We start from the raw sequence: 12,248 nt of genomic DNA on the forward strand, positions 1-12,248 counted from the left end.
TACGCGGAACGGGGGGTCGTCACCTCTTCCCTGGCACGGTGTCCAGTAATGAGGCCTGTGCCAGGTAGGCACGTGTCGCGTCCGGGTCCCCGGCGATGGCGCGCAGCCCGGCCATGGCGGCCGCCAGCCTGGCGCTGTCGCGTTCCCGCACGCCCGCGAGCCGGGTCTCGCGAGGGGGGATCACCCGCTGCAGCAGCACCGAGCGCCGCCGCCAGGCCCACGCCTCCAGCGCCGCCGGCGGGGCGAAGCCGCCGACCACGGCCGCGATCACCTGGCCCACCTCCGCCGCGTCGTGGATGCCGGCGTTCATGTTGAGCCCGCCGACCGTGGAGGTCAGGTGCGCGGCGTCGCCCACGAACAGCACCCGGCCGCACCGGTACGACGTCAGCACGCCCCTGGACAGCCCGAACCGGTCGGCGCCCGTCACGTGGATCGGCCCGCTCGCGCCCGGCAGGGCCCGGCGGACCAGCAGGGACAGGTTCGGCGGCGACAGCGGCTCGTGGGTGTCGCAGGGGATCTTGAAGATGATCCGCCAGTGGTCCGGCAGCCCGAGCAGCGTGCACGACTGCTGCACGTCCCGCACGTACGTCAGCGGCGCCAGGCTCGGCAGCAGCCGGTCCAGCGGCGAGTCGGTGAACACCCGCAGCGCCTGCGTCGGATAGGCGGACCTGGGGAACGGCAGGCCCAGGGAGCCTCGGACCGTGCTGTGCGCGCCGTCGGCGGCGATCATGTACCGGGCCCGCGTCCAGGTGTGGCCGACGCGGACCCGGATGCCTGTGCCGCCTTCGGCCACGCCGTCCACGTGAGTGCCGAACCGCACGTCCACGTCCGGGTAGGCGCTGAGGGCGGTGAGCAGCAGCGGGGTGAGCGCGGCCTGGTCGGCGTGGATCCTGAACGGATGCCTGGTCAGGCCGTTGAGCCGGTTCATGCCCATCTCGGCCAGCACGATGCCGGACCGGTCGCGCCACTGCACCCGGTCGACGACGCGGCCCTTGGCGACGAGCTGGGAGGCGACGCCCAGGTCGTCGAGGAGGTCGAGCGTGGCCGGGTGGAACGTGCAGGCCCTGGTCTGCTTGCTGAGCTCGCTCTCGCGCTCCAGCACGGTGACCGGGATCCCGGCTCTGGCCAGCGAGAGCGCCGCGGTCAGCCCGGCGGGTCCCGCTCCCACCACGATGACGCCGTTCATGCCGCGCCTCCCATGTACCGCCGGTACGGCACGCGGCCGAGCGTCACCTGCTGCCCGATGGTCCTGGACAGCGCCCACCAGGCCGTGCAGAGGTTGGAGGTCAGCAGGATCCGGTCGTTGCCGGCGCTGAGGGGGCCGAGCACGGGCAGCGTGGCCATGCCGGTGCCGGTGAACAGCAGCGCCGCGTCCGCCGGCAGCTCGGCCAGTTCGACCTGGCTGATCAGCTCGGCGGGGGTGACCGCGTACGAGGAGTAGCCGTTCTTCGCGCGTACCTGGATGACCTGGGTGACGTTCAGGCCGGCCGTCTTCCAGAACCGCTCGGCCAGCTCGGTCAGCCACGGCTGGTACGGGGAGACCAGCACGATGTCGCTCACCTCGGCGTGCTCCATCGCCTCGCGGGTGGCCTGCGTGGCCGAGGCGAAGGGCACCCCGGTCGCGGCCGTCAGCTCGGCGCACTGGTCGCGGTCCTCATCGGGGCCGAGGAGGTAGCGGGGCTCGCTGCAGGCCATGACCATCGCGCTCAGCGGCAGGGCGTCGAACGCGTAGACCATGGAGGGCAGGGCCTCGTTGTAGCTTTCCAGCCGTTCTGCCAGGGACTGCCCGGGCCGTACCGGGAGGCGCGTGACGTGCATGTCGGCGCGCGACCCGAGCAGGCGGGTGAGCTCGGGCTCCGCCGAGGGGTTGGCGGGCGCCACGATCACTCCCACCCTGCCGCGGCTCACTGAATGCTCCGGGCGAGGACGGTGCGCATATGGGTTCTCCTCCTGTGCGGGAAGGGTGTGGGTGTCAGGAAGCCGGGTGGCGTAACGCGTGGCCGATCGGGGTGATCGCCCGCACGGACACCTGCCGGATGCGGCGCAGCCGGTGCACGGTGCGCGGCGGTTCCACCGGCGGCACGTCGTCCTGGTCCTCGCCCCAGGACGGCGGCGCGTGGCGCGCTCCGCGTGCGTGCACCTCATGTGGCTGTGACCGGCGCAGTTCATCCGTGAGCATGATCGCTCCTGTTCATCGCGGGTTGACGACCTTGGGGTCGTATGTGGCGAAGCGGGCCAGAACCTCGCTCCGTACTGGGTTGACGTGGCCACGCGGCTCGGCGAGGAGCCGGCGGAACATCGCCGGCCCCTCTTCCGCCGCGCGTTGAGATCGAGGTTCGGTCTCATGGCCCGACGCCCCGGCGACCCGCACCAGCGCCGTGGCGGCGAGCAGAACGGCGGCCGGGAGAACGGCCACCAGGACGGAGGCGGGCCCGGAAGCGGGCCCCTCCGACAACGGCCGGTCGACCAGCACTGTGGCGCCCATCGCGCCGATCACCCCACCCAGCATCGCCCACGTGCCGATGGTGCCGATCGCGGAGGCGTGCTGACCGGGTTCGGCGATCGCGGTGGTCCCCGCCAGAAGGCCGACCGCGAGCGCGCCGAATCCGGCGCCCATCAGCACCGCGCCGAGCAGGCTCCACCCGTCGGGAGACGAGTGGGCGAGCAGCGGCGCGCAACCTCCGCCCAGAGCGAAGCCTCCGCCATAGACGACTCCGTCGATCCCGACGCGGCGGACGGCCAGGACGGCCGCCGGAGTCACCGCGATCATGGCCGACAGGAGCCCGGCCGTCTCCACAAAAGGCGGTCCCATGGCGAGCACGGCGAACGACGCCGCGCCGAACAGGCAGAACGCGCCCGCCGCCGACAGGAGTCCGCTACGTCGCCGCAGCCGCAGGTCGATCGCGGGCGCGCGATGCCGCCACGAGGTCACGTACGATCCCGCGTACGACCTCGTGATCGGCTCCGCGGCCGCGACCGCACGGCCCGGCGGACGCCGATAAAGCCGGCCCCAGGCGCTACCCCTCGTGTCGGCCAGCACGCCAGCCGCTAACGCGCTGGTCGACAGCACCGCGCCGACTAAGTCGGGCACGTGCCGCGCGATGCCGGAGGGATGGGGAAGCGCCGGGGCCAGCGGCACAAGCGCGGCCATCAGTCCCACACAGGGAATCAGCAGGGCGGGTCGGCCTTGATCGGCCGGCGGCCACCCGCTGTCTGACAGCAGCGCCAGCATTCCCGCTCCTGCGCACGCGCACCGGAACGCGACGCCCCAGGGCCGATGGCCGGTGGGCGGCGCGCCGGGCGGCAGCGCGAGCGCGGCGGGGAACCTCATGGCGACGCCGATGTGTTGAGCCGGCCGCTTCCTGACCCGGTGCCGTGGCGACGCCACGGCTGCCGGGACCGGTGCGGCCCGGTGCGCGGGGATGGGCGTCGGCGTCATCGCGCCGTCCCCGCTCTGGTGGTGGCCACGTTGGGCACGCTGACGCAGACCATGCGCTCGGTCAGCCCCACCCCCGGGGAAGAATCCGGGATGGCGGAGCACGATGCCGACGAACCCGCGCGCGACCTGGCCGGCACCGCACCACCGGCCACCGTGCGCGCGACCTTCGAAGCGAGCGCGAGATGTTCGCAGCAGCGGCAGCCGACCTTGGCCTCGAGCCCCGCCACCTGGGCGAGCCTGAGCCGTAGCGGCTCCAGCGACGACCGGCGTTCCAGGCCGTCGAGGTCCTCCAGCCGGGCGGGCCAGCGCAGCGCGTCGCGGCAGCGAGCCTCCACCTCGGCCGGGAGTCCCTCCACCGGGAACCCCTCGTGGCGCAGCCGGGTGGCGATCATGACGGCCATGAAGGCCGTCTTGTCGAAGTCGGCCAGCCGTCCCGCCAGGGCCGCGCTCAGCATCCTGGCCCGGTGGCTCAGGCAGACCGCACTCCACCCGAGCAACAGCAGCCGATCAGGTCCCGTCTCCGTGTGCCAGCCGGCCAGCCGCAGCTCGCGGGCCATCCGGTGGTAGAAGCGCCAACGGTGACGAGGGCTGTCCAGCCAGACCTGGAGGCCGCCGAGCGGCAGGCTCGCGACCTGAACGCCGGCTCCCACTGCCGGCCCGGCCACGCGCGCGCAGATCCGCCGCACCACTCGCGCCTGCCCGGTGGAGGACAGATCTTCGAGGTACGAGGATTCCATGGTCACGTCCGGCCACCTCCTCCCCGACTGTTAAGCCACAGTTACCATGCCCTCCGATAGTCTGCTTACGACTGAGGCTATGTCAACTGACAGTTTGCGCATAAGTTGATACCTACTCGCGGGGCAGAGCTGCCCCGCATGGCAGGGGACAGTGCGGCTCGCGTCCCTTACGCTGGAAAAGTTCACGGGCGGTGGATGGAGGTGTGCCGTGGCGAACTTCGCCGAGCGGCTCGATCTTGCGCTGACCAAGCGCGGCTTCACCGGCGCGCAGGTCGCCTCCGCCCTGACGGAGGCGGGCATCCCCATCACCCGCGCCTACGTCAGCCAGCTGCGCACCGGCAAGCAGACCAACCCGACGCTCCAGGTGCTCAGGGCGCTGGCCTCCTGCCTTCAGGTGAGCGTCGGCTGGCTGGTCGGCGACGACTACCTCGAATCCGGCGCCGTCGAGGACCTCCAGCTGCGCGCGGCCGCCATCGGCCTGGGCGCCTCAGATCTGTCCGAGAGCTCCCTGACCCTGCTGCGCGGCGTGGTGGAGCTGGCCCGCCGGGCCGAAGGGCTGCCCGACGAGCCCGAGGCCCCGTCCGCCCCCGACATCCCCGAGGCGGCCGCGCCGCTGAGCGGGCCGCAGCGCCGGGCACTCGGCAAGCGGCTGCACGGCCTGCGCCTGGCCGCCGATCTGTCGGTCGAGCAGGTGGAGACGGCGATCGGCAAGGGAGCCGCCGCGATCCCGGCCATCGAGGAGGGCCGGATCGCGCCCGCCCCCATCACCGCCGAGCGCCTGCTCGCCCTCTACGGCGTCACCGCCCCGCCCATCCGCGAATACGTGCTGTCGCTGGCCAGGGGCGAGCGCGAGGCCGCCTGGTACGACGCGCAGTCGGTGCCGGTCTGGCTGGCCACCACGTACGCGCTGGAGCAGCGGGCCACGGTGATCCGCACCTACCACCCCCAGTTCGTCCCGCCGCTGCTGCAGACCGAGGAGTACGCCAGGGCGGCCGTCACCGTGGCCGGGCCGGCGACGCTCGGGCAGCAGACGGTCGACGAGGCGCTCGCCCTCGTGCTGGCCCGGCAGGAGGCCGTGGCCCGCGACAGCGGCATCGTGGTGTGGGCGGTCGTCGACGAGAGCGTGCTGACCCGCTCGATCGTCGGGCCGCACGTCCAGCTCCGCCAGATCGACCAGCTCATCGAGCATGCCAAGCGGCCCAACGTCTCGCTCCATGTGGTCCCGACGGACGACCCCGTCTACGTGCCGCGCACCGGCCCGTTCACGCTCTGGCGCTTCGCCGAGGCGTTCGAGGCGGACATCGCGTGCGCCCACGGCATCGAGTCCGACGAGCTGATCACCGACACCGCCGCGGTGGAGGCCTACCACCAGGCGTTCACCAAGCTATCGGTGACGACGACGACCCGCGAAGAGACTTTCGAGGTGTTGAATTTCCATCGCGAGCGGCTTTCGCGTTCCCTCGGAAAGTGATCTCCTTCCCTAATGGATGATCGTTATTCGCGGTAGAGGGTTAGCCAGATATACCGAAAACTAATGGCTTTTCCGGTTGTCATCCGCCGCGCAGCGAGGATCATAAGTTCTGGGTCATCGAGTGGGGTCCGAAAGGATCAGTCTTTTCCCGAGATAGTGGGCGAGGGGAAAGGGGCAACACTCAATGCGTCAGCGTGCCATCCGAAACCTGGCGAAGCTGGAGATGACCCAAGCCAGGATCACCCGGGTTCTCGACGCCGCCACGGGTGGAAAGAACAACTTCGTGGCGGACAGAGACGCAGTGCGCCGCTACGACCAGGCCGCTCCCGTCGTGACGACGGCCGCACGGGCCGTGCTCCAATATTTGTGCCGTGTGGTGCGCCATCTGGCCTGCGAAGGTGTGGACCAGTTCGTCATTGTCGGGAGTGGAGTGCCCAGCGGCCTGCCGGCGGGCAGACAGTTGCACGACGTGGCCCGTGACGCCCTGCGCGGCGCGGTCCCCCGCGTGGTCTACGTGGAGAACGACCCGATGGTGCTGGCCGGAGCCCGGGCGACCATCGAGCCCGTCACCGACCTCGTACGCGTCGTAGAGGGCGACGTGCGCGAGATCGACGACATCCTCGATGACCGCGTCGTGCAGACGTTCCTCGACTGGGACCGGCCCATGGCCGTGCTGCTGCTGTCGACCCACAGCCTGAACGACGACGAGTACTTCCACTACGTGATCAAGCGCATCAGGCAGGCGGTGCCCGAAGGGAGCTACCTGTCGCTGCTGCAGACCACGTTCGACGCGATCCCGCCGGAGCTGCTGGGAGCGATTCACGACCTGCTGGCGATGACGCTGCCGGGTCACGCGATTCGCAACAGAGAGGAGGTCGCGGCGTTGCTCGAAGGTCTGGTGCTGGTCGATCCGGGGTTGGTGTGGATCCCGGAATGGCGGCCGGACGACCTCGACACCGCCTGCGCCGAACAACCGAGTTCTTCGGGGAGTTACGGGGCCGTGGCCCACATCCCCTGACACCGGAGGGTCCGGCCGCGCCTCCATCGCGGGCGCGCGGCCGGACTCAGTCCCACCAGAACGACCAGGCGTGCTCGCCGATGATCTGCTCGGCATAGCCCTGCAGGTCACCGGGGCCCTGGACGATGTTGTCCGGGCAGAACGTCCAGTGCTCGGCGGCCACGTGCAACGCGTGCTCGGGGTCGACCGGCGGCGCGGCCACGCTCAGGTCCAGGGTGTTGAACCCGACGCTCACCACCCGCGCCCCGAACCGGTCCTCCCAGCTGCGTACCACGGCGGCCAGCGGGACCATCCACTCGTTGTGGTGCAGCGCGCCCTGCCAGCCCATCACGGCCAGCGCGTCGGCGCCCCTGGGGGCGGCGACCAGGCCGAGCGGCATCCCCTTGACGGCCAGCTCGCGCGCGAGCCAGTCGGCGACCGCCTCGGGGGCGGCCTTGAGCACACCGGGCGGGGCGGGACCGGGGCAGATCGCCCCGAACGGGTCCAGCTCCTCCAGCGCTTCCTGCGGCATCTGGGCCACCCACTCCTCCCACACCTCGGCCATGAACCCCTCGGCGGTGAAGTGGTCGATCTGGCGGGGATCGTCCGGAACGATCTGCCCGACCCCCCAGGGCTGCGCCGACTCGTCCAGCAGCACCGGCCACAGGCCGCTGTGCGGGTGCCACTCGCGCATGCGCGTCCAGTCCTCGCCGGACGCCGCCTCCTCGCTCATCCAGAACGCCGGCCTGAGCGCCTCGCCCTGCCGGGTGTAGCCGGGATCGGGCCAGACCACCTCGCCCGGCGGCAGCCCCGCGGGCAGCCGGCGCCCCCTGCCCCCGTCGGCGAACAGCCGCCCCAGCTCGCGTGCGCTCATGCCCTACCGTTCCGATACCGAATCCTGTCTCGGAGATGGTAGTCCGGCCGGTCGCCCTTGGACCTTTGACGACGCGGGAAATGCTGGCGACTGTCACAATGAGGGGCTGTGATCCCCTTTGACGCGGTTCTGTCTGACCTTGATGGAGTGCTCCGGCTCTTCGACCACGCCGCCCAGGCCGACATCGAGGCCCGGTACGGCGTGCCGCTCATGAAGACGGCCCTCGACCCAGCGCTGATCATGCCCGCCACGCTCGGCCAGGCGACCGAGGCGGAGTGGCTGGAGTCGGTCGTGGCCGCGCTCGGCGGCGACGAGCCGGCCCGCCAGGCCGTGGCCGAGTTCGCGCAGGTGCGGTTCTGGGTGGACGAGGAGGTCAGGGCGCTGCTGGCCAAGGCGCAGCAGCACGTGCCCGTGGTGATCGTGACCAACGCCACGGACTCGCTGGAGCAGCACCTCGACCAGCTGGGGCTCACGTACTTCGCGGACGTCGTGGTCAGCAGCGCCAGGGTGGGCGTGGCAAAGCCCGACCGGCGAATCTACGAGATCGCCGCGGAGCGGGCCGGGGTCGCGCCCGAGCGCTGCCTGTTCGTGGACGACCGGCTGCAGAACGTCGAGGCGGCCAGGACGCTCGGCATGACCGGCGTCCACTACCGCTCGTTCCAGGATCTGGCGGCCGTACTGGGCTGATGGTCGGTGGCCTGGTCGAAGAAGGCCCGTTCCAGCTCGACCGCCAGGCGGAAGACGTCGAGCGCCGCCGTCCGGCGCTCCTCGTCCAGGTCCGCGCCGAGCCGGTCGAGCTCGCCCCGCAGGAAGGCCACCCAGGCCCGGAACTCCGGGCCCTCGTGCAGCTCGATCCACTCGCGGTGCACGAAGCTCTCCGGCAGCGGCTCCTGCGCCCGTGACGCCCAGCCCAGGTAGCACCACTCGGCCACGCAGAGCACGGCGACGATCAGCAGGTAGTCCTGCGACGTCCGCGCCTCGTCCATGAGCTGCCTGAACGCGGCCGTCACCGGCTCGGGCGGCGCGTCGGTCCGCCCGCCCAGCGCGGCCAGCGCCCGGTGGAAGTACGTCTTCTCCTCGGTGGTCGCCACCTGACCGAGGAACTTCCCGTAGGGCACCCGCGCCTCGAACGTGTCCGCGCTCGCCACCGCCGCCCCTAGCAGGGCCGTGAACGAGTCCACGAACTGGAAGTCCTGCTCCAGGTAGTGCCGCATGTCGCCGTCGGGCGCCGAGCCCGTCGTGATCGCCATCGCGAACGGGTGCGTCACCACCGCCGTCCACTCGGGCTCGCACTGCTCCCTGAGCCATTCACTGAAAGATCGCTCGCTCACGATCCGACCGTACCCAAGCGCTCGTCTCGCGGAGCGCCGGGGGACCTCGCCTCGCCGTCCCGAAGGCCGCCGGGCCCGTTCCCGGAGGACCTCAACCCCTTCCTCCCGGAGGACACCACATCCTCCGGGAGGAGCCAGCCCTTCCCTTACTCCCTCAAAGGGACCTCAGCCGGAGTGCGGCGAGGAGTAAGGGTGCGGCGGGAAGCACCAACAAGGGGGGTTGTTTCCGGCGCGGCTCGCGCCAACCGCGCCGGAAACGTCCGCGTGACCGCCGCCCCCGGCCGTGGGAGGCGAGCTGCGCTTCTCGCCAGGCCGGGGGCGACGGCGAGAGAGCGCCGCTCAGTACCCGCCGTACGGGTTCTGGGAGGACGACCGGTTACTGGGGGCGCTCGTCTGGTGGCCCGACGGGTGGTTCGTCGGGGAGCTCGACGGCGTCGACGTGGGCGTCGCGGTGGACGTCGGCTTGGTGCCCTGCGGGGCGATGATGCCGATCAGGCCATGCTTGGTGCCGTCGATGCCCGCGGAGAACCACATCGAGTTCTCGCCGCCGTTGGTGGCGGTGCCGGGCTCCAGGTCCCACAGTCCGGGCAGCACGATCGGCCTGCCGTCGGCCGTGGCCAGCGCGCCCAGGTGGCGGCTGTTCTTGTACGCGTGCACGGTGCCGTCGCCGAAGTTGCCGATGAGCAGCGCGCCCCTGTACTGTCCCCAGCCCCTCGGCGCGGCGGTGATCCCCCAGGGGGCGTTGAGCCCGACCCTGGAGATGCGGCCGGTGAGGCGTCCGCCGGCGTTGAAGCGGCTCACGAAGCCCTTGCCCTCGCCGAATTCGGGCTTGCCGGTGGACGGGTCACGCAGGGCCCAGGACACCCAGATGCTGCCGTTGGCGATCGCCACGTTGTAGGCCTTGTACGTCCTCGGGACGCCCGGGTCGCGGAACTGCCAGCTCTTCAGGCTGATGCGCCGGAAGTCCTCGTCGAAGGCGTGGATACGCCCGCTCGCGAAGTCGGCGGCCAGCAGGAAGTCTCCGTCGTCGGTCTCGACGAGCTCCAGCCCCTTGTAGTCGGCGCCGCGGGTGAAGGCCCCGATGATCGCGTTCTTCGGGTCCACGTCCTTGTTCCAGCCCGTGATGGCTCCGCTCGGGCTGGAGAAGATGAACGTGGCGGGCTTGCCCTTGACGGTGAAGCCCTCGCCCGGGTTGAACACCTGGCCGGTGGGCGCTCCGCCGGGGATCCACACCTCGGTCTGCTCCTTCTTGCCCGTGCCGGAGTAGACGGTGGCGGTGCCCGTGCCGGTGTTCGAGACCCACAGAGTCTTGCCCATGGCCAGGCCCCACGGGTTGACGACCTTGGCGTCGGTGACCGGGGCTTTGCCCTGAACGTCCGACACAAGGTTGATCACGTCGAATCGGTTCCTGGTTGTGGTGGCGTGCGCGGGAGTGGTGAGAGTCGCTCCCAGCACAACCGCAACAGCGCAGAGTGTGATGATGCGTGGCCGCATCCGTTGCCTCCTAGTTAGCGCTTGTGACGCGAGATACGTGGAGGGGTGTGGGGCGGTTCAGCCGGTTCCGGAAATATCAGGACGGGAGTTTTTTCGTGTCCTGAAGGGGAGAGGGATTGACATGAACGTGTTGGGCATTGACATCGGCGGTTCGGGAATCAAGGGCGCCCCTGTCGACATCGAGGCCGGCGAACTGGTGCAGGAGCGCTTGCGCATTCCCACGCCCCAGCCGTCCAAGCCCGATGAGGTGGCGGAGGCGGTGGCGGAGATCGTCAAGCATTTCGGCTGGAACGGTCCTGTCGGGGTGACGTTCCCCGGCGTGGTCAAGGACGGGGTCGTGCTGACGGCCGCCAACGTGGACCACTCGTGGATCGGCGTGGACGCGGCCAAGTTGTTCGGCGGGGCGACCGTGCTGAACGACGCCGACGCGGCCGGCGTGGCGGAGGTGACCTACGGGCGCGGGCGCGGGGAGCGGGGGACCGTGCTCGTGCTGACGTTCGGCACGGGGATCGGGAGCGCGCTGTTCACCGAGGGGACGCTCGTACCCAACACCGAGCTCGGGCACCTGGAGCTGCACGGCAAGGACGCCGAGCACCGGGCGTCGGCGCGGGCGCGGGAGGAGCACGAGCTGAGCTGGGAGAAGTGGGCCGAGCGGGTGGAGGAGTACCTCCGGCACGTGGAGATGCTGCTGTCACCCTCGCTGATCGTCATCGGCGGAGGCGCGAGCAGGAAGGCCGAGAAGTTCCTGCCGCACGTCCACATCGACACGCCCGTGGTGCCCGCCGCCCTCCAGAACGAGGCCGGCATCATCGGCGCCGCCCTGGCCGCCTCCCGCCACTCATGAGCCGCTCCGGGCCGGGCTCAGTTCGTCCGGGCCCGGCCCGGGGCGACCCACTCGAAGTCCTTCGCGGCGTACGGCAGGGTGTCGCCCCGCTCGGGGGACAGGAAGGTGGGGAACGCCGACTTGTCCGATCGGCCACGGCGAGGGCGCCCTGCCGTTCGACCTCGGGGACGCCGGCCGCCGCTTCGAGGCCGTCCAGTCCGCCTTCCTCTCCGCCCTCCCCCGGCACTGACTCGGCCGGACTACCCCGCCTTCCGCGATAGCTCTTATGGTGGGTGTTCTCCAGCCGATGAGGAGAGGGTGCATGCGAAACGTCGCTCGGACCTCGCTCGTGGACGCCGCCATCGACGAGCTCCGCCGCGAGATCGCGCGTGGTGTGTGGCCGGTAGGCACCAAGATCCCGTCCGAGAGCCAGCTCGCGCAGAGCCTCGGCATGAGCAGGCTGTCGGTACGCGAGGCGGTGCGGGTCCTGGCCCACGCCGGGCTGCTGCACACCCGCCAGGGCGACGGCACGTACGTGACCGCCACCGACGAGTCCAAGGTGGCCCTGCGCCGGCGGCTCGACACGGCGGCCGCCATGGACATCATCGACGTGCGCCGGGGCCTCGACCTCGTGGCCGCCCGGCTCGCGGCGGGCAGGCGCTCGGAGGAGGACCTGACCGCGATGCGCGCGACGCTGGCCCGCCGGGACGCGGCCGCCCGCGCCGGCGACCTCGACGGCTTCGCGGACGCGGACGTGGACTTCCACCTGCTGGTCGCGGACGCCGCGCACAACGCCCTGCTCGGCGACCTCTACCGCAGCATGAGCGACGCCCTGCGCGACAGCGTCAGGGACCAGGAGCAGGCGGCCCTGACCCCGGACAGCTCCCACGACGACCTGCTGCGCGCGATCGAGGACGGCGACGCGGCACGCGCGGTCGCCGTCTCCGTCGCCATCCTCGACCAGCAGGAACGCGACCTCTGACCGCCCCGCGGCGCAGGGACGCGGGGCCACTCGCCCGGCATCGGGACGCGACGTGGCTCGCGCGGCGGAACCGGGGTGAGCCTGCGACGCGGTGCCGCTC

General features: G+C 71.2%; 13 protein-coding genes. 5 read left to right on the forward strand and 8 right to left on the reverse strand.

Annotated features, from left to right (window positions below; all coding sequences use genetic code 11):
* Positions 1-19: 19 nt before the first annotated feature.
* From ACFKCF_RS03630 to ACFKCF_RS03650, 5 genes are all read right to left on the reverse strand, one after another.
* A complete protein-coding gene (locus tag ACFKCF_RS03630) occupies positions 20-1,186 on the reverse strand; it encodes an FAD-dependent oxidoreductase (protein WP_394490550.1) in 1,167 nt (388 codons plus the stop codon).
* Positions 1,183-1,908: a hypothetical protein gene (locus ACFKCF_RS03635; protein WP_394490551.1), complete on the reverse strand. Its 726-nt coding sequence runs from the start codon at positions 1,906-1,908 to the stop codon at positions 1,183-1,185. Before ACFKCF_RS03635 ends, ACFKCF_RS03630 begins: the two co-directional genes overlap by 4 nt.
* A 64-nt stretch (positions 1,909-1,972) precedes the next feature.
* A complete protein-coding gene (locus ACFKCF_RS03640; protein ID WP_394490553.1) occupies positions 1,973-2,179 on the reverse strand; it encodes a hypothetical protein in 207 nt (68 codons plus the stop codon).
* 12 nt (positions 2,180-2,191) lie between these two features.
* Complete coding sequence (locus ACFKCF_RS03645) at positions 2,192-3,331, reverse strand: hypothetical protein (protein ID WP_394490555.1); 1,140 nt, start codon at positions 3,329-3,331, stop codon at positions 2,192-2,194.
* Between the two features lie 104 nt (positions 3,332-3,435).
* Positions 3,436-4,182 (reverse strand): hypothetical protein, encoded by a 747-nt coding sequence (locus ACFKCF_RS03650; protein WP_394490557.1) that lies wholly within the window; start codon positions 4,180-4,182, stop codon positions 3,436-3,438.
* Positions 4,183-4,384: 202 nt separating this feature from the next.
* On the opposite strand from ACFKCF_RS03650, the gene ACFKCF_RS03655 reads away from it, so the two are divergent.
* Positions 4,385-5,647: a Scr1 family TA system antitoxin-like transcriptional regulator gene (locus tag ACFKCF_RS03655; RefSeq protein WP_394490559.1), complete on the forward strand. Its 1,263-nt coding sequence runs from the start codon at positions 4,385-4,387 to the stop codon at positions 5,645-5,647.
* Between the two features lie 184 nt (positions 5,648-5,831).
* Positions 5,832-6,665 (forward strand): SAM-dependent methyltransferase, encoded by an 834-nt coding sequence (locus tag ACFKCF_RS03660; protein ID WP_394490561.1) that lies wholly within the window; start codon positions 5,832-5,834, stop codon positions 6,663-6,665.
* A gap of 46 nt (positions 6,666-6,711) precedes the next feature.
* Here the strand turns inward: ACFKCF_RS03660 and ACFKCF_RS03665 are convergent, their stop codons facing one another.
* Positions 6,712-7,518, reverse strand: a complete 807-nt coding sequence (locus tag ACFKCF_RS03665; protein WP_394490563.1) for a DUF4253 domain-containing protein — start codon at positions 7,516-7,518, stop codon at positions 6,712-6,714.
* Positions 7,519-7,626: 108 nt separating this feature from the next.
* Here ACFKCF_RS03665 and ACFKCF_RS03670 point away from each other — a divergent pair, with 108 nt between their 5' ends.
* Positions 7,627-8,205, forward strand: coding sequence for an HAD family hydrolase (locus ACFKCF_RS03670; RefSeq protein ID WP_394490565.1), 579 nt, complete (start codon positions 7,627-7,629; stop codon positions 8,203-8,205).
* On the opposite strand, the gene ACFKCF_RS03675 is transcribed toward ACFKCF_RS03670, so the two are convergent.
* Both ACFKCF_RS03675 and ACFKCF_RS03680 read right to left on the reverse strand, forming a co-directional pair.
* Positions 8,166-8,849, reverse strand: a complete 684-nt coding sequence (locus ACFKCF_RS03675) for a TenA family protein (RefSeq protein ID WP_394490567.1) — start codon at positions 8,847-8,849, stop codon at positions 8,166-8,168. The genes ACFKCF_RS03670 and ACFKCF_RS03675 overlap by 40 nt on opposite strands.
* A 339-nt stretch (positions 8,850-9,188) precedes the next feature.
* Positions 9,189-10,244 carry a TIGR03118 family protein gene (locus ACFKCF_RS03680; protein ID WP_394490569.1) on the reverse strand — a complete coding sequence of 352 codons (1,056 nt, stop codon included), beginning with the start codon at positions 10,242-10,244 and terminating at the stop codon, positions 9,189-9,191.
* Between the two features lie 220 nt (positions 10,245-10,464).
* Between ACFKCF_RS03680 and ppgK the strand changes: the two genes are divergently transcribed.
* Positions 10,465-11,187: a polyphosphate--glucose phosphotransferase gene (ppgK, locus tag ACFKCF_RS03685; RefSeq protein ID WP_394490571.1), complete on the forward strand. Its 723-nt coding sequence runs from the start codon at positions 10,465-10,467 to the stop codon at positions 11,185-11,187.
* A gap of 301 nt (positions 11,188-11,488) precedes the next feature.
* Positions 11,489-12,148 (forward strand): FadR/GntR family transcriptional regulator, encoded by a 660-nt coding sequence (locus ACFKCF_RS03690; RefSeq protein ID WP_394490573.1) that lies wholly within the window; start codon positions 11,489-11,491, stop codon positions 12,146-12,148.
* The last annotated feature ends 100 nt before the right edge of the window (positions 12,149-12,248 follow it).

This window comes from Nonomuraea sp. JJY05, from assembly GCF_043496855.1.
In the GTDB taxonomy this organism is placed as follows: Bacteria; Actinomycetota; Actinomycetes; order Streptosporangiales; family Streptosporangiaceae; genus Nonomuraea.

Coding starts and splice junctions, on each gene's coding strand:
- ACFKCF_RS03630 (WP_394490550.1), bottom strand. CDS start 1,186: ATGAACGGCGTCATCGTGGTGGGAGCGGGACCCGCCGGGCTGACCGCG.
- ACFKCF_RS03640 (WP_394490553.1), bottom strand. CDS start 2,179: ATGCTCACGGATGAACTGCGCCGGTCACAGCCACATGAGGTGCACGCA.
- ACFKCF_RS03660 (WP_394490561.1), top strand. CDS start 5,832: ATGCGTCAGCGTGCCATCCGAAACCTGGCGAAGCTGGAGATGACCCAA.
- ppgK (WP_394490571.1), top strand. CDS start 10,465: ATGAACGTGTTGGGCATTGACATCGGCGGTTCGGGAATCAAGGGCGCC.
- ACFKCF_RS03645 (WP_394490555.1), bottom strand. CDS start 3,331: ATGAGGTTCCCCGCCGCGCTCGCGCTGCCGCCCGGCGCGCCGCCCACC.
- ACFKCF_RS03665 (WP_394490563.1), bottom strand. CDS start 7,518: ATGAGCGCACGCGAGCTGGGGCGGCTGTTCGCCGACGGGGGCAGGGGG.
- ACFKCF_RS03690 (WP_394490573.1), top strand. CDS start 11,489: ATGCGAAACGTCGCTCGGACCTCGCTCGTGGACGCCGCCATCGACGAG.